The organism is Bradyrhizobium ivorense (assembly GCF_900696085.1).
Taxonomy (GTDB): Bacteria; Pseudomonadota; Alphaproteobacteria; order Rhizobiales; family Xanthobacteraceae; genus Bradyrhizobium; species Bradyrhizobium ivorense.
The window spans coordinates 247,408-270,134 of sequence record NZ_CAADFC020000008.1; the positions used below are offsets into that span (position 1 = coordinate 247,408).

Sequence of the window (22,727 nt, forward strand, 5' to 3'; positions counted from 1 at the left end):
GTCCGAGATCAGGCCAACATGACCCGGCAGTGACAGGGAGACGCGCGATGACTTCAGCCAATCCGGACATGACCATCCGTGACATCAGCGTGACGATGCTGCGGCTGCCCTGGGCGGATGATCCCTGGCTGAAGGGCGCAGCGCTCGGCGACACCCGCGACATCCTGATTTGCGACGTCGAGACGGCGGGCGGCATCACCGGCATGGGATATCTGTTCGTGTTCCGTCCGGCGATGAAGTCGATTGCCGCCTGCCTCGACGAATGCATCATCCCACGCGTCAAGGGCAAGGACGCCACCGCCATCGAAGCGATCTGGCGCGACCTCTGGACCGCGACGATGACCTATGGCCGCGGCGGCATCGCCGCGATGGCGATGTCGGCGCTCGACATCGCGCTGTGGGACGCGGTCGGCAAGCGCGCCGGCCTGCCGCTGCACCGGCTGTGGGGGCACTATCGCTCGCAAATCCCGGTTTACGGCTCCGGCTGCTTCCGCGGCGCCGGCGGCGACGGCATGATCGAGAAGGCGCTGCATTTCGTCAAACAAGGCTACAAGGCGATCAAGATGCAGGTCGCGCATGTCCACACCCCCGCGCAGGACCTCGACAATGTGCGCCGCATGCGCGAGGCGCTCGGTCCCGACATCGACATCATGATCGACGTCAACATGGGCTGGAGCGCCGATCTCGCCATCGAGATGGGGCGCAAGTTCGAAAAATACGACATCTACTGGCTCGAGGAGCCGGTACCGGCCGATGACTTCGCCGGCTACCAGCGCATCGCCGCCGCGCTCGACATGCGCGTGGTCGGCGGCGAGACCCATTTCACGCGTTACGATCTGCGGCCGTTCTTCCTCAATCCCTGCCTGCCGATCCTGCAGCCCGACCCGATGCGCGGCGGCATGACCGACCTGCGCAAGATCGCGGCGCTTGCCGACACCTGGGGCGTCACCATCGCACCGCATCTGTTTCCCGAGCTGAACGTGCACCTCCTGGCCTCGATCCCGAACGGCATCTGGTGCGAGAACATGGCGCTGATCGACGATCTCTGGGTCGATCCGCCCGCGATCAGGGGCGGCATGATCACGGCGCCGGAGCGGCCGGGGCATGGGCTAAGATTCAAGGACGAGGTGCTGAAGTTCAGGATCCAGTAGGAACCGGCCTTCGGACAGACGATTTGGTCTGTGCGAAGATCAGTTCGTTCAAACGCCGGAGAGCTGCCATGTCCGTCGTCCGTGCCGATAGCAATCCCCTGACCATCGTGTTTCAGGACGACGGCCTGGTGCCGAACAATCCGATGCCGTTCCTGGTCTACAAGGGCGCGGTCGACGTCGGCAAAGATCCCGAAGCCACGATCGAGCGGTTGTTCGGCAGCCATGGCTGGGGTGCGATGTGGCGCAACGGCGTCTACGACTATGCGCATTATCACGCCACCGTGCATGAGGTGCTCGGCGTCGCCCGCGGCAGTGCCCGCGTGCAGTTCGGCGGCGCGCACGGTCGGGCGCTTCAGATCGCGGCCGGCGACGTCGCGATCCTTCCCGCCGGCACCGGGCATCAATGCCTGTCGGCGAGCGACGATTTTTCCGTTGTCGGCGCCTATCCGCCGGGGCCGCCGATGGATCTGCAGCGGCCGACGCCGGAGAACCACGCGAGGGCGCTGAAGACGATTCCGCTGGTCGCAATCCCCGCGACCGATCCGGTGATGGGCAAGGACGGCCCGCTGGTGCGGCTGTGGAAGCAAGTCCGTCGGCCCGGCGAAAGCCGCAGCCCGTGAGCACACAGGGCTATCCCAGGGGCCGGACTCCAATAATGGCGAAAACAACCCCATGCAAAGTAGCCGGCGGCTGCCGCCGGCTACCGCGGCTCGAGAAGGCGACTTGACACGTCGGGCAAGTCAGGGGTAATATTCCAATATTCCGAAGTTGTATAAATTCGTAGCCCGGATGGAGCGCAACGCAATCCGGGAACGGCATTTCCGCGGATTGACGATCTTCCCTTCTCCCCTTGTGGGAGAAGGTGGCGCGGACGCAGTCCGCGACGGATGAGGGGTTTCTATCCGCGGAGACATACCCCTCACCCGGCGCCTTCGGCGCCACCCTCTCCCACAAGGGGAGAGGGTGAATTCTACGCCGCGTTGCTGCCTTCCTGGCGGCTGGCCTCGAACAGGAACCAGGTGCGGCGCTCGGTCTCGTCGATGAAGGTTTCCAAAAGACCCGCGGTGCCGGAATCCTCGTGATCGTCGGCGACCTTGTGCGCCTTGCGCATCGCGGCGGCCATGTGCTTGTTGTCTTCCATCAGTTCGCGCAGCATCTCGCGCGGCGGGACGTAGTCCTCGTCATTGTCCTTGATGGTCTGGTGCCTGGCGATATCGCCGATCGACTTCAGCGTGGCGCCGCCGAGCTTGCGCACCCGCTCCGCGAGCTGGTCGGTGGTGGCGAAGATCGCGTCCGACTGCTCGTCCAGCAACAGATGGTAATCATGGAAATGCCGGCCGCTGACGTGCCAGTGGAAATTCTTGGTCTTGAGGTAGAGCGCGAAAGCGTCGGCCAGAAGCGTGTTGAGCGAGGCCGAAACCGTGTCCACCGCGGCCTGCGGCAGATCGCTCGGCGTGTCGAGATCAGAGGAAATCTTGCCGGATTTGTTGTTGGCTTTGCTCACGGTGAACCTTCCTGTTAGGAACCGGACTATCGGCGCATTGAATGCTGGCTGCCGGACCGCTAACGCATCACCCCAATCACCGGTTCCTGCGCTCAGGAACCCCTGTTCTACCGGATACCTAACGCGATGGATGAATGGATCGACTATTACGATTCCACGCATACGATCTATGCAAGCCGGCTGCACCGCGACCTGCATTTTGAAGTCATCGCGCGCGACATCATCGGCTACATCGCCTCGCCCGATGCCGTGGTGCTGGACTATGCCTGCGGCGAGGCGCTGTCGGCCGCCAAGGTCGCCGATGCCTGCGCACGGCTCTATCTCGCCGAGCCCGCGCCCGGCGTGCGCGGCCGGCTGGTCGCGCGCTTTGCGCCCAACACCAAGATCCGCGTGCGCTCGCTCGACGAGCTGAAGCAGATGGAGCCTGACTCGATCGACCTCGTCGTGATGAATTCGGTGGCGCAATACATGACGCCGCAGGAACTGGACAACGCGTTCGACGTGATCCACCGCCTGCTGAAGCCGTCGGGCCGCTTCGTGCTCGGCGACATCCTGCGCCCCGAGGTCGGCATGATCAGGGACGTGCTGGCGCTGCTCGGCTTCGCGGCGCGTCACGGCTTCCTGCGCGATGCGCTGATCGGACTGATCTCGACCGCCCTGTCCGACTACCGGCAGCTGCGCAACAAGGTCGGCCTGCAGCGCTACGGCAAGGACGAGATGATCGCAAAGCTCGGCGCGGCCGGCTTCAGCGCCACGCTCGCGCCGCGCAACATCGGGCACAATCCGTGGCGAATGACCTTCGTCGCGCACCACTGATCAGAGGTTGCAACACAGGTTAACGTTAATCAAAATGATAGATGGCCGGTGCGGAAATAATCAGCAATGATCCGCTCGGCCCGGTGGCGGAAGCGTCGACGCGGCAGTGGTGCAACACTGAGTATCCTGGTTCAAATCCAGGCCGGGCCTCCAGCCTTCGCTGCTCGCGCAGCTTCGGCTCGGCAAGCCCTCTCGTAGCGAAGGCTGCCGCGGCGTAGCCCAAAGGGCGAAGCCGGGCCTCGGCAAGCCCTCCCCAGCCCCCAGTCCCTCACTCGCCCAATGCGGAATTTCCCCCAGAAACGCTGTCGATTCGGCACTTTTGGGGGTTTCGCGGGTGCGGAAACTGGTCTAAAGACCACCCGCGCGCGAGGGATCGCGCTTCCGGCGCTACAAGCGTAGCGCATGGCCCCGAGGGACGCGCGACCAGCGCGCCCTTTTTTTGTGCCTAAATTCCAGTCCGCGAGAGCTGATGCCCAAAAGAACCGACATCTCCACCATCCTGATCATCGGCGCCGGTCCCATCGTGATCGGCCAGGCCTGCGAATTCGACTATTCCGGCACGCAGGCGGTGAAGGCTCTGAAGGAAGAGGGCTACCGGGTCGTCCTGGTCAATTCCAATCCGGCCACGATCATGACCGATCCGGAGTTGGCGGACGCCACCTACATCGAGCCGATCACGCCCGAGATCGTCGGCAAGATCATCGAGAAAGAGCGCAACGTCATTCCGGGCGGCTTTGCGCTGCTGCCGACCATGGGCGGCCAGACCGCGCTGAATTGCGCGCTGTCGCTGCGCCGCCAGGGCACACTCGACAAGTTCGACGTCGAGATGATCGGCGCCACCGCAGACGCGATCGACAAGGCCGAGGACCGCCAGCTCTTCCGCGAGGCGATGACCAAGATCGGGCTGGAGACGCCGAAATCGCGACTCGCCAACGCCTCGGCGCTGAAGAAGTCCTACCGCGACAAGTACCTTGCCGAGCGGGAGAAGCTGTCCGGCGAGGCGCTAGAAGAACTCGAGCGGCAGTGGACGCTCGGCGAGAACGAGCGCCGCAAGCGCTATCAGGAGCACGCGTTCGGCGAGGCTCTGATGGCGCTGTCCGAGATCGGCCTGCCCGCGATCATCCGGCCCTCCTTCACCATGGGCGGCACCGGCGGCGGCATTGCCTACAACAAGGAAGAGTTCCTCGACATCATCGAGCGCGGGCTCGACGCCTCGCCGACCAACGAGGTGCTGATCGAGGAAAGCGTGCTCGGCTGGAAAGAGTACGAGATGGAGGTGGTGCGCGACAAGAAGGACAATTGCATCATCATCTGCTCGATCGAGAATCTCGATCCGATGGGCGTGCATACCGGCGATTCCATCACCATCGCGCCGGCCCTGACCCTGACCGACAAGGAATACCAGATCATGCGCGACGCATCGATTGCGGTGCTGCGCGAGATCGGGGTCGAGACCGGCGGCTCCAACGTCCAGTTCGGCATCAATCCGGTCGACGGCCGCATGGTCGTGATCGAGATGAATCCGCGCGTGTCGCGCTCCTCGGCGCTGGCGTCGAAAGCCACCGGCTTCCCGATCGCCAAGGTCGCGGCCAAGCTCGCCGTCGGCTACACGCTCGACGAAATCGCCAACGACATCACCGGCGGCGCCACCCCGGCCTCGTTCGAGCCGACCATCGACTACGTCGTCACCAAAATTCCGCGCTTTGCGTTCGAGAAATTCCCCGGCGCGTCCTCGACGCTGACCACATCGATGAAGTCGGTCGGCGAAGTGATGGCGATCGGCCGCACCTTCCAGGAAAGCCTGCAGAAGGCGCTGCGCGGGCTCGAGACCGGGCTGACCGGTCTCGACGAGATCGATATTGAAGGCCTCGGCCGCGGCGACGACAAGAACGCGATCCGCGCCGCACTGGGCACGCCGACGCCGAACCGCATCCTGCAGGTCGCGCAAGCGATGCGGCTCGGCTGGACCAACGAGGAAATCTTCAACTCCTGCAAGATCGACCCCTGGTTCCTCGCCGAGATGCGCGCCATCGTCGAGATGGAGGACAAGGTCCGCAGCAACGGCCTGCCGCCGAACGGGTTCGGCATGCGGACGCTGAAGGCCATGGGCTTCTCCGACGCGCGGCTCGCCGTGCTCACGGAGACCACCGAAGCCGACGTCGCCGCCAGGCGTCACGCGCTCGGCGTGCGCCCGGTGTTCAAGCGCATCGACACCTGCGCGGCGGAATTCGCCTCGCCGACCGCCTACATGTACTCGACCTATGAGCGCCCGTTCGCGGGCGAGCTCGCCGATGAAAGCGCGCCGTCGGACCGCAAGAAGGTGATCATCCTCGGCGGCGGACCGAACCGCATCGGCCAGGGCATCGAGTTCGATTATTGCTGCTGCCATGCCTGCTTCGCACTCGACGACGCCGGCTATGAGACCATCATGATCAACTGCAATCCGGAGACGGTGTCGACCGACTACGACACCGCCGATCGGCTGTACTTCGAGCCGCTCACCGCCGAGGACGTGCTGGAGATCATCGCGACCGAGCGCAAGAACGGCACGCTGCACGGCGTAATCGTGCAGTTCGGCGGCCAGACCCCGCTGAAGCTGGCGCGCGCGCTGGAAGCCGCGGAGGTGCCGATCCTCGGCACCTCGCCCGATGCGATCGACCTTGCGGAAGACCGCGACCGCTTCAAGCGCGTGCTCGACAAGCTGCGCCTCAAGCAGCCGAAGAACGGCATCGCCTATTCGGTCGAGCAGGCCCGCCTGGTGTCGGCCGATCTCGGCCTGCCGCTGGTGGTGCGCCCGTCCTACGTGCTCGGCGGCCGCGCGATGCAGATCATCCGCGAGGAGAACCAGCTCAACGATTACCTCTTGGGCACGCTGCCCGAGCTGGTGCCGGCCGACATCAAGGCACGCTATCCGAACGACAAGACCGGGCAGATCAACACCGTGCTCGGCAAGAACCCGCTGCTGTTCGACCGCTATCTGTCCGACGCCACCGAGGTCGACGTCGACTGTCTGTCCGACGGCAAGGACACCTTCATCGTCGGCATCATGGAGCACATCGAGGAAGCCGGCATCCACTCCGGCGATAGCGCGTGCTCGCTGCCGCCGCATTCGCTCGACGCCAGCACCATCGAGGAGCTGGAGCGGCAGACGCGTGAGCTTGCGCTCGGCCTCGACGTGGTCGGCCTGATGAACGTGCAATACGCGATCAAGGACGGCGAGATCTACGTGCTCGAGGTCAACCCGCGCGCCTCGCGCACGGTGCCGTTCGTCGCCAAGGTGGTCGGCACGCCGGTCGCCAAGATCGCGGCCAGGATCATGGCCGGTGAGAAGCTCGCCGATTTCAAGCTGCAGAAGAAGCAGCTCGGCCATGTCGGCGTCAAGGAATCGGTCTTCCCGTTCGCGCGCTTCCCCGGCGTCGACACCGTGCTCGGACCGGAGATGCGCTCGACCGGCGAGGTGATGGGCATCGACCGCTCGTTCGAAGTCGCGTTCGCGAAGAGCCAGCTCGGCGGCGGCACGCGGGTGCCGCGCCGTGGCACGGTGTTCGTCTCGGTGCGCGGCGACGACAAGATCCGCATCGCGGATGCGGTGCGGCTGCTGCACTCGCTCGGCTTCAAGGTGATGGCGACGTCAGGCACCCAGCGCTACCTCAGCGACAACGGCGTGCCGACCGAGAAGGTGAACAAGGTGCTCGAAGGACGGCCGCATATCGTCGACGCCATCACCAATGGCGACGTCCAGCTGGTCTTCAATACCACCGAAGGTCCGCAGGCGCTGGCCGACAGCCGTTCGCTGCGGCGGGCTGCCCTCTTGCATAAAGTGCCGTATTACACCACTCTTTCCGGCGCGGTGGCGGCCGCGCAGGGGATCCGGGCCTATCGGGACGGGGACCTTGAGGTCCGCACGCTTCAGAGTTACTTTTCCGAGAGCTGACCGCTTCCCGGGCTGAAGGCCCGAAGCGGTCAATTAGCCGAATGGCTGGAACTCACCGCGCGCTTAGATGTTGTCACGGCCCTTAGCGGGGCCGAAAATCACTGGGCTCCGGGCACGCTTGTGCCCTGATCCTGCGTAAACCGAACCAAATACTCGTGCACGCCGGCGGCGTGCGCGATGAAGGACCGAAGATGATGGATAAGGTTCCGATGACTGCCGGTGGATACGCCGCGCTGACTGACGAGTTGAAGCATCGCCAATCGGTGGATCGTCCGCGCATCATCGAACACATCGCGGAGGCGCGCTCGCACGGCGACCTTTCGGAAAATGCCGAGTATCACGCCGCGAAGGAAGAGCAGTCGCACAACGAGGGCCGCATCGCCGAGCTCGAGGACAAGCTCGCGCGCGCCGACGTCATCGACATCTCGAAGCTCTCCGGCGACACCATCAAGTTCGGCGCCACCGTCACGCTGATCGACGAGGACACCGAGAAGAAAGCGGTGTGGCAGATCGTCGGCGAGGTCGAGGCCGACGCCAAGAAGGGACGCATCTCCATCACCTCGCCGCTTGCGCGCGCGCTGATCGGAAAAGCCAAGGGCGCCACCGTGGAAGTGATGGCGCCGGGCGGCGCCAAGGCCTACGAGATCACCAAGGTCGAGTGGCGGTAGTTACCTCGATGTGACTGGTGCAGAAAAGCCGCGGATCGCCGCGGCTTTTTTGTGCGCAAGCCCGCGCTGACACGATTGTGAGTTGGCAAATCTGATTAACTTGTTAATTGGTTCGTCCCACGGAATTGATTATATTGCATAACCATCTGGGGACACCAGCAGCATGAACAGCGTTCTGATCGGGCGGTATTCGCCCAGCCTTCTCAGCATCCTTCGTATCTACGTCGGCCTCAGCCTGCTCCAGCACGGCACTGCAAAGGTTCTCCATTTTCCGACCGTTCCGATGTTCGCCAATGTCGATATCGGCTCGCTGGCGGGCATCGGCGGATTGATCGAGCTTATCGGCGGCGCCCTGTTTCTCGTCGGCCTGTTCACGCGACCGGTGGCCTTCATTCTTTCGGGCTTCACCGCGGTTGCCTATTTCATGGCGCACGCGGGCAAGAGCTTCTATCCGATCCTGAACGGCGGTGAGCTCGCCGCGGTCTACTGCTTTGTCTTCCTCTATTTCGTGTTCGCCGGCCCGGGCCCATTGAGCTTGGATGCGATCCGCGAAAGCAAGACCGCATAGCGCTCCGGAAGGAATCGCACGCGGGGGCGTGACAGCGTCGCTACGTTCTCCATAATGCGCGCCGGCATCGGCGCGCATTATCATTCGGAGGGCAACATGGACATGGATCGCCTTGGCGCAACCGCTCGGCCCTATTTGCTGAGCGTTCTCCGCTTCATCACCGGGCTGCTGCTCTTCCAGTTCGGTGTCGCCAAGCTGTTCAAGTTTCCGCATGTCGAGATGTTCGCCGAGGTGACGCCGTTCTCGCTGTGGGGGGTCGCAGGCATGTTCGAGCTGGTGCTCGGCGGAATGCTGATGCTGGGCCTGTTGACCCGGAGCGTCGCCTTCATCCTCTCCGGTGAAATGGCATTCGCCTATTTTATTGAGCACGCGCCAGTGAGCTTCTTTCCGTTGCGTAACGAGGGAAGCCTTCCCATCATTTTCTGCTTTGCCTGCCTCTATCTGGCCTCGGCCGGCGGCGGGCCGCTCAGCCTCGACGCCCTGCTGCGATGGAAGCGGAGGCTGTAGCGCGACACCGTGTAGCGGGTCACGCAGGCGCCTCGGAATTTCCGGCCGATCCATCCGTCCCGCGAGGCGCACCACAACCACCGTCGGGCCAGGTTCCAATGCTTGACGATACGGATCTATTTTCAACGCTCACGAACTCGTTAGCGTGTCGCGCCTCTGCGATCTGCTGATCGTTGAACCAAACATCGCCGCTGTCGTTGACCGCGGGGATGGTCGGTGGTGGAGAGCACGATGAACATGAACCTGGATCCTCTTCCCGTAACCTATCGGCCCTTCATATTGAGCCTGTTCAGGTGCATTACGGGTCTGCTTCTGTTCCAGTATGGCATCGCAAAAGTCTTCAAGTTTCCGGCGCTCGCCTATTTCGCCAATCCGCCTCCATTGATTGTCACCGCCGGCGCGCTCGAACTCGTGCTCGGCGCATTGTTGATGATAGGTCTGCTCACCCGGATTTCGGCGTTCATCCTGGCGGGCGAAATGGCCTTCGCCTATTTCCTCGGCCACATGTTCAAGACCGGAGAGCCGGTGTTTCTGCCGCTCGTCAATGGCGGAACCGCAGCGATCCTGTTCTGCTTCGCCTGTCTCTATCTGTCGGTCGCCGGCGGCGGACCGGTCAGCGTCGATGCTGCGATTGGCAAGTTGCGCTACTCGCGTGATGAGGAGCAGCGGCGCGTCAGGCAGGCCGCTGCTGAATAGCGCGCGTCAGCCCGCCGCCTTCAGATCCAGCGGCACCGCGGCCTCGTATTTCGAATTGTGCAGCACCAGCGAGGTCCGCACGTTGCGCACATGCGGCGCGGCGGTCAGGTGGGTGACAAAATCCTGGAAGGTCGCCATGTCGGGGGCGACGCATTTGAGGATGAAATCGACCTCGCCCGACAGCATCCAGCATTCCCGCACCAGGGGCTCGGCGCGCACGAAGTTTTCGAAGGCGCGGAGATCGGCGTCGGCCTGGCTCGATAGATGCACCGCGGCAAACACCGTGACGTCGAAGCCGAGCCGGCGCGGATCGAGCAGGCCGCGGTAGCCCTGGATGTAGCCTTCCTCCTCCAGCGCCCTGACCCTGCGCAGGCAGGGTGGCGGCGAGATGCCGACCCGTTTGGCCAGTTCCACGTTGGTGATTCGGCCATCGGCCTGGATTTCGGCCAGGATTTTAAGGTCGATCTCGTCAAGGCTCTTCGACACGCGACTACAGTTCCCTAGAAAGTTTGCAGGACTTGATTTACAGGACTTGGCAAGTCCGTCCGCAACTCTCATAGCGCAGGCGGCGCGCGTTGCGCAATTTTATTGCGCGTGCAGCGCACGATTTCGCGATTGTGACCTTCAGTTCCGGGGAAAAATCGCTGAGATGGATTGCAAATCTTGCATAGCTATCCAGATATCCTAGACTTGGATTTGACACTTTTGGCGCCGCCCGCGACGCGTTTCCGGGGCGCTTCCCGCACAAGTCCTCATCAAAGTCCCCAACACAGAGGGATCGCAAAATGCCCGCGCCTATCCATGCCAAGATCGTAATCATCGGTTCCGGCCCCGCCGGGTACACCGCAGCGATCTACGCGGCGCGCGCGATGCTCGAGCCGGTCCTGATCCAGGGCATCCAGGCGGGCGGCCAGCTCACCATCACCACCGACGTCGAGAACTATCCGGGCTTCGCCGACGTGATCCAGGGCCCCTGGCTGATGGAGCAGATGGAGAAGCAGGCGGCCCATGTCGGCACCAAGATCGTGACCGACCTGGTCACCAAGCTGGAGCTCGGCCAGCGGCCGTTTCGCCTGACCTGCGACAGCGGCGACGTCTATCTCGCCGAGACCGTGGTGCTCGCCACCGGCGCCCAGGCGCGCTGGCTCGGGATACCGTCCGAAGCGAAATTCCAGGGCGGCGGCGTGTCGGCCTGCGCGACCTGCGACGGCTTCTTCTACCGCAACAAGGAAGTGGTGGTGGTCGGCGGCGGCAACACCGCGGTCGAGGAGGCGCTGTACCTCACCAACCACGCCTCGCAGGTCACCATCGTGCATCGCCGCGGTCATTTCCGCGCCGAGCGCATTCTGCAGGAGCGGCTGTTCAAGCACCCCAAGATCAAGGTGGTCTGGGACTCCGTGGTCGATGAAATCTGCGGCACGGAGAACCCGAACAAGGTCACCCATGTGCGGCTGAGGAACGTCAAGAGCGGCACGCTGACCGAGCTCAAGACCGACGGCGTGTTCGTCGCGATCGGCCATGCGCCGGCGACGGAGCTCGTCAAAGGCCAGATCAAGCTGAAACCGTCGGGCTATGTCGAAGTGGCGCCGAACTCCACCGCGACCTCGGTGCCCGGCCTGTTCGCCGCCGGCGACGTCGCGGACGAAACCTATCGGCAGGCGGTGACCGCCGCCGGCCTCGGCTGCATGGCAGCGCTCGAGGCGGAACGCTTCCTGGCTTTACGCGCGAGCGATCGCGCAGCGGCGGAATAAACCCATGGCACGATCTCGCGACGGATTTACGGATATGGACTGGGACAAGCTGAAGGTCTTTCACGCAGCGGCGGAAGCGGGCAGCTTCACGCATGCCGGAGAGCAGCTTGGGCTTTCGCAATCGGCGGTCTCCCGCCAGGTCAGCGCGCTGGAGCAGGAGCTCTCGGTCTCGCTGTTTCACCGCCACGCCCGCGGCCTGATCCTCACCGAGCAGGGCGACCTGCTGTTCCGCACCGCGCATGACGTGTTCATGCAGCTGCAGGCGGCGCGCGCCAAGCTCACCGACAGCCGCGAACGGCCGAGCGGCGACCTCAAGATCACGACGCCGCCGGCGCTCGGCATCAACTGGCTGATCCCGCGGCTCGACGAATTCACCGCGCTCTATCCCGACATAAGGATCTCGCTGATCGTCACCGACGAGGATCTCGATCTCTCGATGCGCGAGGCCGACGTTGCGATCCGCACCCGCAAGCCGACCCAGCCCGACCTGATCCAGCGCAAGCTGTTCTCGATCGGCTTCCACGCCTATTGCTCGCCGGAATACATCAAGCGCTTCGGCACGCCGCGCACGCTCGACGATCTCGACTCGCATCGCATCATCATGCTCGGCGACGCGCAGGTGCCGCCGCATCTGCAGAACCGCAGCTGGCTGATCGACGCCGGCCGCAACGGCTCCGGTCCGCGCGAACCCTATTTCAAGGTGAACAACATTTTGGGATTGGTGCGCGCTTGCCAGCAGGGCCTCGGCATCGCCGCGCTGCCCGACTATCTGGTCGAGCAGAACAACCTCGTGCAGCTGTTCGGCGAGTCCGACTCGATCGCGCTCGACACCTACTTCGTCTATCCGGAGGAGCTGAAGACGGTGGCGCGCGTGCAGGTGTTTCGCGACTTCGTCGTCAGCAAGGCGCAGCGCTGGCCGTCCTGATTAAGCGGCGCTTATAGGCATTGGCTATACACAAATTGCGCGACCTCACGAGGCCGCGAGCGCCCCCCAAGTCTCCGCATGTCTGACATGCGACCTGGATGGTTGCTGCATGGCACCGATGGGGATCATAGTGCCTACACGCTGAGCGTTCGCGTCGCGCATATGTCCCCCTCCTCCAGTGGCGCGGGTGTTCAGTAATCCCTCTTGGAAGGTGATTGTGTCGGCCTCACGTGGCCAATACCTTAAGCCGGGCTCGTTCGAGCCCGGCTTTTTTTTATCCAGATATCACGTCGAATGCGCTGCACGCCGCGGTCAGCGCGCGCATTGACAACAACCACGCGGCGCAGCATGATTAACGAATGATCACGACTTCGTGCGCCGTTCTCTCGTCGAAAAAAGCTCCCCTCACGGGGACACGAGATCGCGCGCGATAAGATCATCTTCGCATTTGACCGATCCCGAAACCCCGCCGCCTGGACGGGGTTTTTTGTTGGTCCCGTCTCCGGCTTGTCTGCCCAAGGAGATGGAACATGACCGAACTACATCAGCAATTGCAGGGCCTTTGGCTGCCCTTGATCACGCCGTTTCGCGACGGCGAACTCGACGTCGCCTCGCTGCGCCGCCTGGTGCGGCACTACGCCGGCGGGCCGATCGACGGCCTGATCCTCGGTGCAACCTCCGGTGAAGGCATGTCGCTCAGCATGGGCGAACTGGAAGGGCTGGTGAGCGTGGTGCTCGCCGAGCTTACTGCCAACTCCCGCCAATTGCCGATCTGCCTCGGACTGTCAGGCCCCAGCACCGCCCGCATGAAGGAGACGCTGGACGATACCTGCGACTGGCCGATCAGCGGCTATCTGATCGCGAGCCCCTATTACACGCGGCCCTCGCAGCGCGGCCTGCTGCAGCACTTCAATGCGCTTGCCGATCACGCCGCTGCGCCGATCGTGCTCTACAACATCCCGTATCGCACGGCGGTGAACCTGACCAACGAGACGCTGCTGGCGCTCGCCGCGCATCAAAACATCGTCGGCATGAAGGATTGCTGCGCCGACCGCGCGCAGTCGATCGACTTTCTCGCGCGGCGGCCCGCCGGCTTCCGCGTGCTAACCGGCGAGGACGCGCAGACCTTCGATGCGCTCTCCGACGGCGCCGACGGCGCGATCCTGTTGTCGGCGCATCTGGAGACCAAGACCTTCGCCGCGATCCGCACGCTGCTGCACCAGGGCAATCGCGATGCCGCGCAAGCCGCATGGCGCAGCGTCGCCGGCCTGACGCGGCTGTTGTTCGCCGAGCCGAGCCCGGCGCCGGCCAAGCACTGGCTGTGGCGGCAGGGCCTGATCGACAGCCCCGAAGTGCGGCTGCCGATGATCGAGGTCAGCGAGGATCTCGCGACCTGGCTCGATGCGGAGATCGAGCGGAGGGCCACGGTGCTGCAGCCGGCGTGAACTTCGTAGCCCGGATGCAGCGAAGCGCAATCCGGGATCGCGATGCGGAAAGAGCGGCCCCGGATTTCGCTGCGCTACATCCGGGCTACGCACTTCCTTCTCCCTCTCCCCGTTCTTTACGGGGAGAGGGTTGGGGTGAGGGGCTGCATCCGCAATCACGGTGAGAGATGAGTTCGTGGAGAGTCCCCCTCACCCGGATCGCATCTTGCGATGCGATCCGGCCTCTCCCCGCAGGCGGGAGAGGCAAGGGAGAGCTCTAATCCAGCTTCGCCCTTCCCAGTCGCAGCGCATTGCCGATGACGCTGACCGAGGACAGCGCCATCGCGGCGGCGCCGAGCATCGGCGAGAGCAGAATGCCGAACGGCGGATACAGCACGCCGGCCGCGATCGGCACGCCGGCGGCGTTGTAGACGAAGGCGAAGGCGAGGTTCTGGCGGATGTTGCGCATGGTCGCGACCGACAGTTTTCGCGCGCGCACGAGGCCAGTGAGGTCGCCGGTCAACAGCGTGATGCCGGCGCTCTCGATCGCAACGTCGGTGCCGCCGCCCATGGCGATGCCGACGTCGGCGGCTGCCAGCGCCGGCGCGTCATTGACGCCGTCGCCGGCCATCGCGACGGTGCGGCCCTCGCCGCGCAGCCGCTGCACCACCTCGCTCTTGCGCTCCGGCAGCACGCCGGCCTCGACCTCGTCGATCCCGAGCGTGCGCGCCACCGCGCGCGCGGTGGTCTCGTTGTCGCCGGTCAGCATCACGACGCGGAGGCCCTCGGCGCGCAGCGCCTGCAGCGCGCTCGCCGCCGACGGCTTTACGGGATCGGCGATCGCGATCACGCCCGCAATCCGGCCATCGGCCGCGACGTAGATCGCGGTCGCACCGTCGCGGCGCGCGGCCTCGGCGGCCTCGTCCAGCGCCGACGTTGCGATCTTCAATTCGCCCATCAGCACTGCGTTGCCCAGCGCAACTTGCTTGCCGTCGACCGTACCGGTCGCACCCTTGCCGGAGGGCGAGGCAAAATCGCTGACGGCGGCAACCGCAAGCGTGCGCTGCTTTGCCGCCGCGAGGATGGCCTGCGCCAGCGGATGCTCGCTGCCCTGCTCGACGCTGGCGGCCAGACGCAGCAAACCGTCTTCATCAAAGCCCTCGGCAGGGATGATGCGCACGACCTTCGGCTTGCCCTCGGTCAGCGTGCCGGTCTTGTCGATCACCAGCGTGTCGATCGCCTCCATCCGCTCCAGCGCCTGCGCGTCGCGGATCAAAATGCCGGAATGCGCGCCGCGGCCGACACCGACCATGATCGACATCGGCGTCGCCAGTCCCAGCGCACACGGGCAGGCGATGATCAGCACGGTCACGGCGGCGACCAGCGCGAAGGTCAGGCGCGGCTCAGGGCCGAACATCGCCCAGGCGGCGAACGCAGCGACGGCCGCGGCGATCACCGCCGGCACGAACCAGCCGGCGACGCGGTCGGCGAGGCGCTGGATCGGCGCCCGCGAGCGCTGCGCCTTGGCCACCATGTCGACGATCCGCGCCAGCATGGTGTCGCGGCCGATCTTGTCGGCGCGCATCACGAGGCCGCCGCTCTGGTTCACCGTGCCGCCGATCACATTCTGCCCGACAGCTTTGGTGACCGGCATCGATTCACCCGTGACCATGGATTCGTCGATCACGGCGCTGCCCTCGATCACGACGCCGTCGACCGGGACCTTCTCGCCGGGACGCACACGCAGGCGATCGCCGACCTTGATCGCGTCGATCGCGATGTCCTCGTCGCCGTGCTCGGTGATCCGTCGTGCCGTCTTCGGCGCGAGGCCGAGCAGCGCGCGGATCGCACCGGAGGTTTGCGCGCGGGCGCGCAGCTCCAGCACCTGGCCGAGCAGCACCAGCACGGTGATGACGGCGGCCGCCTCGAAGTACACCGCGACCGCGCCATGCATGTCGCGGAAGGTCGGCGGGAACAGATCTGGCGCCAGCGTGGCGACGACGCTGTAGACATAGGCGACGCCGGTGCCCATCGCGATCAGCGTGAACATGTTGAGATTGCGCGTGCGCTTTTCAGTGGGGCTTGATCTGGTCCGAAAACCGGAAAGCCACTTTTCGGGATCAAGCCCTAGCGACTGCCAACCGCGCACGAAGAACGGCGCGCCGGCCCACAGCACCACCGGCGTCGCCAGCACCAGCGAGATCCAGTTCGACCAGCTCTGCGGCACCAGATGCATCAGCCCGAGATGGCTGCCCATCTCGAGCACGAACACCGGCAGCGTGAGCGCGAGGCTGATCCAGAACCGCCGCGTCATGTCGATCAGTTCGGGATCGGGGCCGTCATCGAGCGAGACCTGCTCGGGCTCCAGCGCCATGCCGCAGATCGGGCAGCTGCCGGGACCGACCTGGCGCACCTCCGGATGCATCGGGCAGGTGTAGATGGTGCCGGCAGGCGCCGGCGGCTCCGCCTCGCGAGGCTTCAGGAATTTTTCCGGCTCGGCCTCAAAGCGCTCGCGGCAGCGGCCGCTGCAGAACAGATACTCCTCGCCCTTGTAGCTGAAGCGGTGCTTCGCGGTCGCCGGATTGATCTTCATGCCGCAGACCGGATCGATCGCGAACGCCGCCTCAGCGGGCGCGGCACTATCATCATGCTTGCCGCCGCAACAGGCGTGCGCGGCGCCGTGATCATGATGATGCCCGTGCGAATGGTCGTGCTCTGCGTGTGCCACGGCAACTCTTCCCGGCCGGTATCCCGGCCTCTTGATTTAGATACCCTAGGGGGGTATATGAGCCTTATGAGGGAAGAGATCAAGGCATCCTGTTTAAAACGGCTCAAACGGATCGAAGGTCAGATCCGCGGATTGGCCGGCATGGTCGAGGACGACCGCTACTGCATCGACGTGGTGACGCAGATCGCCGCGGCGCGCGCGGCGCTGCGCCGCGTCGAGGAAGAGGTGCTGCGCGACCATGTCGCGCATTGCGTCGAGCACGCGATCGCCTCCGGCGACAAGGCCGACCAGCGGCGCAAGATCACCGAGCTGATGGACGTGATCGGCCGGGCGGACCGGTGAAGGCGAGAAGGTGAAAGCAGCGGCGGAAGTTCACCTCTCCCCTTGTGGGAGAGGTCGGATCGCATCGCAGATGCGATCCGGGTGAGGGGGTATCTCTCCGCATACTCCCACGTCCTGAGTCCGCGGAGGCATACCCTCATCCGGCGCTTCGCGCCACCTTCTCCCACAAGGGGAGAAGGGAAGAAGGTGCGGCCGTGATCGCGATCACGTATTGAACCGGAAATGCATCACGTCGCCGTCGGCGACGACGTAGTCCTTGCCTTCGAGCCGCAGCTTGCCGGCATCGCGCGCGCCGGCTTCGCCGTTGCCGGCGATGTAGTCGTCATAGGCGATGGTCTCGGCGCGAATAAAGCCCTTCTCGAAATCGGTGTGGATCACGCCGGCGGCGGCAGGCGCCTTGGTACCGCGGTCGATGGTCCAGGCGCGGGCTTCCTTCGGGCCGACGGTGAAATAGGTGATGAGGTCGAGCAGCTGGTAGCCGGCGCGGATCAGGCGATCGAGCCCGGCCTCTTCGAGACCCAGCGTCTCCAGGAAGTCGGCGCGCTCCGCACGCGACAGCGTCGCGATCTCTGATTCGATCTTGGCCGAAATCACCACCGCGACCGCGCCCTCCTGCTTGGCGCGCTCGAACACGGCGTTCGAGAAGTTATTGCCGTCCTTGGCGGAGGCCTCCTCGACATTGCAGACATACAGCACGGGCTTCGAAGTCAACAGCCCGAGCATGCGGAATGCGCGCTCCTCCTCCGGCTTGCGCTCCAGAGCGCGGGCCGGCTTGCCGTCGCGCAGCAGCACCAGCGCGCGGTTGACCAGATCGAGCTGCTCCTTGGCTTCCTTGTCGTTGCCCTTGGCCTTCTTGGTGAGATTGTCGACGCGCTTTTCCAGGCTGTCGAGGTCGGCGAGCATCAGCTCGGTCTCGATGGTCTCGATGTCGGCGATCGGCGCGATCTTGCCTTCGACATGGGTGATGTCAGAGTCCTCGAAGCAGCGCACCACGTGCGCGATGGCGTCGGTCTCGCGGATGTTGGCGAGGAACTGGTTGCCGAGGCCTTCGCCCTGCGAGGCGCCACGGACCAGGCCCGCGATATCGACGAAGGTCAGCCGGGTCGGGATGATCTGCCCCGACTTCGCGACCGCAGCGAGCTTCTCCAGCCGCGGATCGGGCACCGCCACCTCGCCGACATTCGGCTCGATGGTGCAGAACGGATAGTTCGCCGCCTGCGCCGCCGCCGTCTCGGTCAGCGCATTGAACAGCGTCGACTTGCCGACGTTAGGCAGCCCAACGATTCCGCATTTGAATCCCATGTCTTCCTCAACATTGTTTTGGCTCGTCATGGCCGGGCTTGTCCCGGCCATCCACGTCTTGCGCTGCATGTCGCGCAAAAGACGTGGATGCCCGGCACAAGGCCGGGCATGACGACAAGCGGATCAGGCGGGCTCTCCGCCGTTCTCACCCTTGTCGAAAAATCCCTTGGCCTGCATCGTCAGATGCACCTTGTTGGCGAACGAGGCGTTGTGCCCTTTCGCCAGCAGGGCGGCATTGTCGGCGACGGCCTCGCACAGGGCCTCCACCCACGCCCGGTCGCTCTTGGCGAAGTCCGACAGCACGTGGCTGTGCACGAGCTCCTTGACGCCGGGATGACCGATCCCGAGCCTCACCCTGCGATACTCGTTGCCGATATGCGCCGAGATCGAGCGCAGCCCGTTGTGGCCGGCGATGCCGCCGCCGATCTTGACGCGCACCTTGCCCGGCGGCAGTTCGAGCTCGTCCTGGAACACGGTGATGTCGGCGGGTGCGAGCTTGAAGAAGTTCGCCGCCTCCTGCACCGCGCGGCCTGACTCGTTCATGTAGGTGGTTGGCTTCAGCAGCACGACCTTCTCGTGGTCGAGCACGCCTTCGGAGGTCTCGCCCTGAAAGCGACGGCGCCATGGTGCGAAACCATGACGCCGCGCAATCTCGTCAACCGCCAGAAACCCGATATTGTGGCGGTTGCTGGCGTATCTGGCGCCGGGATTACCGAGACCGACAAAGAGGCGCATGGCGCGGCATCCCATGCCGGCGCGTGATCAAGCGATCGCGCGCCGACCTGCCCCCTTACTTCTTCTTGTCGCCGCCGGCAGGCGCCTTGGCCGCCGCGGCCGGAGCCGCAGCACCCGCAGCCGGGGCCGCCGCAGCAGCCGGAGCCGCAGCACCCGCGGCCGGCGCAGCCGCGCCGCCAGCAGCCGCCGCAGCCGCGGCCTTCTGCTCTTCGGCGTAGCCGGACGGCGGCACGATGGTGACCAGCGTGGCGTCCTCACGGGCCAGCGACTTCACACCCGCAGGCAGCTTGACGTCGGAGAGATGCAGCGAGTGGCTGATCTCGAGGCTGCCGACATTGGCCTCGATGTATTGCGGGATGTTGTCGACCGAGCACTCGAGGTCGAGCGCGTGGGTGACGATGTTGACGGTGCCGCCGCGCTTGATGCCGGGCGCGGTTTCAGCGCCGACGACGTGCAGCGGAACGCTGACGCGGATGGTCGCGCCTTCGCCGAGCCGCATGAAGTCGACGTGGAGCGGGAAATCCTTCACCGGATCGAGGTGGAAGTCGCGCGGAATCACGCGGTGCTTCTTGCCCTCGAGATCGATCTCATAAATCGTGGTCAGGAACCGGCCGGCCAGGATGCGCTGGCGCAGTTCGCGGTCGTCGACCGAGATGGTCACCGGGGGCTGGTTGTTGCCGTAGATCACTCCGGGAACTCTCCCGGCGCGACGCTCTGCCCGGGCGGCCCCCTTGCCGCTCTTCGGACGCGCGGTCGCCTTCAATTCCTTGACGGTCGCCATAGCGTTAAGTCCTTGTATTTGAAAAGTTAAAGGCCGCAAAGCGGCCCATGCTCAAGTCCACAGCAAGCCTCCAGGGGTGCGGGGGCCGCGGACGTGGCGGGCTTTTAGCCCCAAAGGGGCGAAATGACAAGGAAATGAAGGAAATTTTCTTGCGTCACCCTCCCCTTGAGGGGGAGGGTCGGACCGCATGCAGCGAAGCGGCATGCGGGCCGGGGTGGGGTGATCTCCCAACACGGGCACTGGTCGAGCGGAGGGACCTTCACCCCACCCCGGCTCACATTTCGCTGCGCTCAATATGAGCCGACCCTCCCCCTCCAGGGGAGGGTGAAAAGGTCAGCCCGGCGTTCCCGGGGCGATGCCGAGCTTGGCTTCCAGCGCTGAGATCCGCGCCTTCAGCGTCTCGTTCTCCTCGCGCGCCAGGCGGGCCATGTCCTTGACCGCGTCGAACTCCTCGCGCTTGACCACGTCGAGCTCGCGCAGGATGCGTTCGGCCTGGTTGCGCATGACCTGATCGACCTCGCGCTTGACGCCCTGGGCGGCGCCCGCGGCGTCGTTCATCAGACGGCCGATCTCGTCGAAAAACCGGTTGCTGGTCTGGGTCATCTGGCAGGCTCTCCGCATTCACTAGGGGCGCGCAAAGACAATGGCGATCCGCGCCGACAGGTTCAAGTGCGGCGCGAATGGCAGGCCCCACCCGGCTCGCCTTGTCATAACAGCCTTTCCTTGCAATCGTATTGAACCCACAACAGAAATCGCACCTCTCAACGCGAGCAGAAACGCCATGATCGAGCACACCGTCGAGATCGAGACCAAGGACGGCAAGACCACCACCTTCATCACCCATCCCGAGCGCGGCGGCCCGTTTCCCGTCGTCATCTTCTACATGGATGCGCCGGCGATCCGCGAGGAGCTGCGCGACATGGCGCGGCGGCTCGGCACCTCGGGCTACTACGTGATGCTGCCCAACATGTACTACCGCGCCGGCGTGATGGAGCTCGGCCCGATCAATCCCGATCCGGAATCGCCGGAGCGCAAGCGGATGTTCGCGCTGATGAGCTCGCTCAACATCCCGCTGGTGATGGAAGACACCAAGGGCCTGCTCGCCTATGCCGAGACCCAGAAGGCAGCGAACACCAAAATCGTCGGCACCGTCGGCTACTGCATGAGCGGCCGCTATGCGGTAAACGCGGCGACGCATTTCCCTGATCGGGTCAAGGCCGCCGCCTCGGTCTACGGCACCCATCTGGCGACCGATCAGCCCGACAGCCCACATCTCGCCGCAGCCAAGACCAAGGCCGAGCTCTATTTCGCCTGCGCCGAGACCGACATCTACGCGCCGGCCGAGATCATTGAGCGGGTGAAGGCGGGGATGAAGGGATCGAACAACGAGGTCGAGATCTATCCCGGCACGCATCACGGTTTTGCCTTCCTCAAGCGCCCGGTCTACGACCGCGACGCCGCCGAACGGCACTGGGAGCGGCTGCTGGCGCTCTATCGCCGCAACCTGGTCTAGGCACAGCGATGACGGAGCGCGCGCGCATCCGGGACTACCGGACGTCCGACGCCGGCGCGGTGAACCGGCTCGCGCTCGCCGCCTTCGACCAATTCCGCGAGCAGTACAGCGACTGGCCGGCGATGCGCGCCGGCCTGGCAAAAACCTCCGAGCTCAGTTCCAGCGGCGAGATCATCGTCGCCGAGATCGGCGACCGGGCGGCGGGCGCGGTCGCCTACTTCCGTCCCGGCATTAAAAAAGCCGCGTTCTTCGACCAGGAGTGGCCGATCATCCGCATGCTGGTCGTCGACCCCGTCGACAGGGGCAAGGGACTCGGGCATGCGTTGACCTCGGAATGCATTGCGCGAGCACGGCGCGACCTAAGTCCGATGATCGCGCTGCACACGAGCCCCATCATGACGGTCGCACTGCCGATGTATCTGAAGATGGGTTTCGGCAAGCGCCACGATGCTCCGCCGATCCATGGCGTGCCCTACGCCGTCTATACGAAAGCGCTCTGATCCCGATGCCGTTCCTGCTGATCGACTTTCCGGTGTTCAACCCCGTCGCGGTCTCGCTCGGGCCGATCGTGATCCGCTGGTATGCGCTGGCCTACATCGTCGGCATCGTGCTCGGCTGGATCTACGCCCGCTCGCTGATCAAGAAGGAGCGGCTGTGGGGCGGACCAGCGCCGATCACGCTGCCGCAGCTCGACGACTTCATCCTCTGGGTCACCATCGGCATCATCGTCGGCGGCCGCACCGGCTATGTGCTGTTCTACAATCTGCCGTTCTTCATCGAGCACCCGGCGGAAATCCTCGAATTGTGGAAGGGCGGCATGTCGTTCCACGGCGGCTTCCTCGGCTGCGTCGCCGCCGTGATGTGGTTTGCCCGCCGCAACAACATCTCGATCCTGTCGCTTGGCGACATCACCACCGCGGTGGCGCCGATCGGGCTGTTCCTCGGCCGCCTCGCCAATTTCATCAACAGCGAATTATGGGGCCGCCCGGCCGAGGCCAGCCTGCCCTGGGCCATGATCTTTCCCAATGGCGGGCCGCTGCCGCGGCATCCGAGCCAGCTTTACGAGGCGGGCCTGGAGGGCATCGTGCTGTTTGCCATCCTCGCCATTATGATCCGGATGGGGGCCTTGCGGCGGCCCGGCCTGATCCTCGGCAGCTTCATCGCGATCTACGGCATTGCCCGAATCATCGGCGAGCATTTCAGAGAGCCCGACCCGCAGCTCGGATTCCTGTGGGGCGGGTTAACCATGGGTATGTTGCTGTCGGTGCCAATGATTATTGTCGGCGCTATCATCATCGTGGCCGCCGTCCGCCGCAAGGCGAACGGGCCGGCGCCCGACTCCGTTTCAAGCTCAGTTCAAGGACAGCCGTGAGCGACCCCTC

The 22,727-nt window shown here is 64.7% G+C and carries 22 protein-coding genes and 1 tRNA gene; 16 read left to right on the forward strand and 7 right to left on the reverse strand.

The window, feature by feature from the left end; translation table 11 throughout:
• Positions 1–47 precede the first annotated feature (47 nt).
• Both CI41S_RS12235 and CI41S_RS12240 read left to right on the forward strand, forming a co-directional pair.
• Positions 48–1,151 carry a mandelate racemase/muconate lactonizing enzyme family protein gene (locus CI41S_RS12235; RefSeq protein WP_139859198.1) on the forward strand — a complete coding sequence of 368 codons (1,104 nt, stop codon included), beginning with the start codon at positions 48–50 and terminating at the stop codon, positions 1,149–1,151.
• 68 nt (positions 1,152–1,219) lie between these two features.
• A complete protein-coding gene (locus tag CI41S_RS12240; protein WP_139859200.1) occupies positions 1,220–1,771 on the forward strand; it encodes a cupin domain-containing protein in 552 nt (183 codons plus the stop codon).
• A 350-nt stretch (positions 1,772–2,121) separates the two neighbouring features.
• On the opposite strand, the gene CI41S_RS12245 is transcribed toward CI41S_RS12240, so the two are convergent.
• Positions 2,122–2,655: a Dps family protein gene (locus CI41S_RS12245; protein ID WP_139859202.1), complete on the reverse strand. Its 534-nt coding sequence runs from the start codon at positions 2,653–2,655 to the stop codon at positions 2,122–2,124.
• A gap of 126 nt (positions 2,656–2,781) precedes the next feature.
• On the opposite strand from CI41S_RS12245, the gene CI41S_RS12250 reads away from it, so the two are divergent.
• From CI41S_RS12250 to CI41S_RS12280, 7 genes are all read left to right on the forward strand, one after another.
• Positions 2,782–3,471 carry a class I SAM-dependent methyltransferase gene (locus CI41S_RS12250; RefSeq protein ID WP_139859203.1) on the forward strand — a complete coding sequence of 230 codons (690 nt, stop codon included), beginning with the start codon at positions 2,782–2,784 and terminating at the stop codon, positions 3,469–3,471.
• A 77-nt stretch (positions 3,472–3,548) separates the two neighbouring features.
• A tRNA-OTHER gene (locus tag CI41S_RS12255) sits at positions 3,549–3,624 on the forward strand.
• Between the two features lie 316 nt (positions 3,625–3,940).
• A complete protein-coding gene (gene carB / locus CI41S_RS12260; RefSeq protein WP_139859205.1) occupies positions 3,941–7,405 on the forward strand; it encodes a carbamoyl-phosphate synthase large subunit in 3,465 nt (1,154 codons plus the stop codon).
• 194 nt (positions 7,406–7,599) lie between these two features.
• Positions 7,600–8,073, forward strand: a complete 474-nt coding sequence (gene greA, locus CI41S_RS12265) for a transcription elongation factor GreA (RefSeq protein ID WP_139480892.1) — start codon at positions 7,600–7,602, stop codon at positions 8,071–8,073.
• A 163-nt stretch (positions 8,074–8,236) separates the two neighbouring features.
• A complete protein-coding gene (locus CI41S_RS12270) occupies positions 8,237–8,641 on the forward strand; it encodes a DoxX family protein (RefSeq protein ID WP_139859207.1) in 405 nt (134 codons plus the stop codon).
• Between the two features lie 102 nt (positions 8,642–8,743).
• Positions 8,744–9,148 carry a DoxX family protein gene (locus CI41S_RS12275; protein WP_139859310.1) on the forward strand — a complete coding sequence of 135 codons (405 nt, stop codon included), beginning with the start codon at positions 8,744–8,746 and terminating at the stop codon, positions 9,146–9,148.
• 231 nt (positions 9,149–9,379) lie between these two features.
• Entirely contained in the window at positions 9,380–9,844 is a 465-nt protein-coding gene (locus tag CI41S_RS12280; RefSeq protein ID WP_371814941.1) for a DoxX family protein, read from the forward strand.
• Between the two features lie 6 nt (positions 9,845–9,850).
• Here the strand turns inward: CI41S_RS12280 and CI41S_RS12285 are convergent, their stop codons facing one another.
• The gene (locus CI41S_RS12285) at positions 9,851–10,330 is read right to left on the reverse strand and encodes an Lrp/AsnC family transcriptional regulator (protein ID WP_139480895.1); all 480 of its coding nucleotides are present in this window, start codon (positions 10,328–10,330) and stop codon (positions 9,851–9,853) included.
• Positions 10,331–10,629: 299 nt separating this feature from the next.
• Here CI41S_RS12285 and trxB point away from each other — a divergent pair, with 299 nt between their 5' ends.
• The 3 genes from trxB (at position 10,630) to CI41S_RS12300 (ending at position 13,965) form a co-directional block, all read left to right on the forward strand.
• Positions 10,630–11,595, forward strand: a complete 966-nt coding sequence (trxB, locus tag CI41S_RS12290) for a thioredoxin-disulfide reductase (RefSeq protein ID WP_139480897.1) — start codon at positions 10,630–10,632, stop codon at positions 11,593–11,595.
• Between the two features lie 4 nt (positions 11,596–11,599).
• Positions 11,600–12,520, forward strand: coding sequence for a LysR family transcriptional regulator (locus CI41S_RS12295; RefSeq protein ID WP_172626690.1), 921 nt, complete (start codon positions 11,600–11,602; stop codon positions 12,518–12,520).
• Between the two features lie 530 nt (positions 12,521–13,050).
• Positions 13,051–13,965 carry a 4-hydroxy-tetrahydrodipicolinate synthase family protein gene (locus CI41S_RS12300; protein WP_139859209.1) on the forward strand — a complete coding sequence of 305 codons (915 nt, stop codon included), beginning with the start codon at positions 13,051–13,053 and terminating at the stop codon, positions 13,963–13,965.
• A gap of 256 nt (positions 13,966–14,221) precedes the next feature.
• Here CI41S_RS12300 and CI41S_RS12305 read toward each other — a convergent pair whose 3' ends face one another.
• Positions 14,222–16,672, reverse strand: a complete 2,451-nt coding sequence (locus tag CI41S_RS12305) for a heavy metal translocating P-type ATPase (RefSeq protein ID WP_139859211.1) — start codon at positions 16,670–16,672, stop codon at positions 14,222–14,224.
• A 66-nt stretch (positions 16,673–16,738) separates the two neighbouring features.
• On the opposite strand from CI41S_RS12305, the gene CI41S_RS12310 reads away from it, so the two are divergent.
• On the forward strand, positions 16,739–17,014 hold the full coding sequence (locus CI41S_RS12310) for a metal-sensitive transcriptional regulator (RefSeq protein WP_139859315.1): 276 nt from the start codon (positions 16,739–16,741) through the stop codon (positions 17,012–17,014).
• A gap of 204 nt (positions 17,015–17,218) precedes the next feature.
• On the opposite strand, the gene ychF is transcribed toward CI41S_RS12310, so the two are convergent.
• From ychF to CI41S_RS12330, 4 genes are all read right to left on the reverse strand, one after another.
• A complete protein-coding gene (ychF, locus tag CI41S_RS12315; RefSeq protein WP_139859213.1) occupies positions 17,219–18,316 on the reverse strand; it encodes a redox-regulated ATPase YchF in 1,098 nt (365 codons plus the stop codon).
• A gap of 123 nt (positions 18,317–18,439) precedes the next feature.
• Positions 18,440–19,051 (reverse strand): aminoacyl-tRNA hydrolase, encoded by a 612-nt coding sequence (gene pth, locus CI41S_RS12320; protein WP_139859215.1) that lies wholly within the window; start codon positions 19,049–19,051, stop codon positions 18,440–18,442.
• A gap of 55 nt (positions 19,052–19,106) precedes the next feature.
• Positions 19,107–19,832, reverse strand: coding sequence for a 50S ribosomal protein L25/general stress protein Ctc (locus tag CI41S_RS12325; RefSeq protein ID WP_139480905.1), 726 nt, complete (start codon positions 19,830–19,832; stop codon positions 19,107–19,109).
• 333 nt (positions 19,833–20,165) lie between these two features.
• Positions 20,166–20,435, reverse strand: coding sequence for an accessory factor UbiK family protein (locus CI41S_RS12330; protein WP_139480907.1), 270 nt, complete (start codon positions 20,433–20,435; stop codon positions 20,166–20,168).
• 178 nt (positions 20,436–20,613) lie between these two features.
• Here CI41S_RS12330 and CI41S_RS12335 point away from each other — a divergent pair, with 178 nt between their 5' ends.
• From CI41S_RS12335 to lgt, 3 genes are read left to right on the forward strand one after another with little or no spacing between them, the layout of a single operon-like run.
• Positions 20,614–21,345 carry a dienelactone hydrolase family protein gene (locus CI41S_RS12335; protein WP_139859217.1) on the forward strand — a complete coding sequence of 244 codons (732 nt, stop codon included), beginning with the start codon at positions 20,614–20,616 and terminating at the stop codon, positions 21,343–21,345.
• 8 nt (positions 21,346–21,353) lie between these two features.
• Positions 21,354–21,845, forward strand: coding sequence for a GNAT family N-acetyltransferase (locus CI41S_RS12340; RefSeq protein WP_139859220.1), 492 nt, complete (start codon positions 21,354–21,356; stop codon positions 21,843–21,845).
• 5 nt (positions 21,846–21,850) lie between these two features.
• Entirely contained in the window at positions 21,851–22,717 is an 867-nt protein-coding gene (gene lgt / locus CI41S_RS12345; protein ID WP_139859222.1) for a prolipoprotein diacylglyceryl transferase, read from the forward strand.
• The last annotated feature ends 10 nt before the right edge of the window (positions 22,718–22,727 follow it).

Bases quoted from the DNA above. Each gene is read 5' to 3' on its own strand.
- CI41S_RS12235 (WP_139859198.1), top strand. From the start codon at position 48: ATGACTTCAGCCAATCCGGACATGACCATCCGTGACATCAGCGTGACG.
- CI41S_RS12240 (WP_139859200.1), top strand. From the start codon at position 1,220: ATGTCCGTCGTCCGTGCCGATAGCAATCCCCTGACCATCGTGTTTCAG.
- CI41S_RS12250 (WP_139859203.1), top strand. From the start codon at position 2,782: ATGGATGAATGGATCGACTATTACGATTCCACGCATACGATCTATGCA.
- carB (WP_139859205.1), top strand. From the start codon at position 3,941: ATGCCCAAAAGAACCGACATCTCCACCATCCTGATCATCGGCGCCGGT.
- greA (WP_139480892.1), top strand. From the start codon at position 7,600: ATGGATAAGGTTCCGATGACTGCCGGTGGATACGCCGCGCTGACTGAC.
- CI41S_RS12270 (WP_139859207.1), top strand. From the start codon at position 8,237: ATGAACAGCGTTCTGATCGGGCGGTATTCGCCCAGCCTTCTCAGCATC.
- CI41S_RS12275 (WP_139859310.1), top strand. From the start codon at position 8,744: ATGGATCGCCTTGGCGCAACCGCTCGGCCCTATTTGCTGAGCGTTCTC.
- CI41S_RS12280 (WP_371814941.1), top strand. From the start codon at position 9,380: ATGAACATGAACCTGGATCCTCTTCCCGTAACCTATCGGCCCTTCATA.
- trxB (WP_139480897.1), top strand. From the start codon at position 10,630: ATGCCCGCGCCTATCCATGCCAAGATCGTAATCATCGGTTCCGGCCCC.
- CI41S_RS12295 (WP_172626690.1), top strand. From the start codon at position 11,600: ATGGCACGATCTCGCGACGGATTTACGGATATGGACTGGGACAAGCTG.
- CI41S_RS12300 (WP_139859209.1), top strand. From the start codon at position 13,051: ATGACCGAACTACATCAGCAATTGCAGGGCCTTTGGCTGCCCTTGATC.
- CI41S_RS12310 (WP_139859315.1), top strand. From the start codon at position 16,739: ATGAGGGAAGAGATCAAGGCATCCTGTTTAAAACGGCTCAAACGGATC.
- ychF (WP_139859213.1), bottom strand. From the start codon at position 18,316: ATGGGATTCAAATGCGGAATCGTTGGGCTGCCTAACGTCGGCAAGTCG.
- pth (WP_139859215.1), bottom strand. From the start codon at position 19,051: ATGCGCCTCTTTGTCGGTCTCGGTAATCCCGGCGCCAGATACGCCAGC.
- CI41S_RS12325 (WP_139480905.1), bottom strand. From the start codon at position 19,832: ATGGCGACCGTCAAGGAATTGAAGGCGACCGCGCGTCCGAAGAGCGGC.
- CI41S_RS12330 (WP_139480907.1), bottom strand. From the start codon at position 20,435: ATGACCCAGACCAGCAACCGGTTTTTCGACGAGATCGGCCGTCTGATG.
- CI41S_RS12335 (WP_139859217.1), top strand. From the start codon at position 20,614: ATGATCGAGCACACCGTCGAGATCGAGACCAAGGACGGCAAGACCACC.
- CI41S_RS12340 (WP_139859220.1), top strand. From the start codon at position 21,354: ATGACGGAGCGCGCGCGCATCCGGGACTACCGGACGTCCGACGCCGGC.
- lgt (WP_139859222.1), top strand. From the start codon at position 21,851: ATGCCGTTCCTGCTGATCGACTTTCCGGTGTTCAACCCCGTCGCGGTC.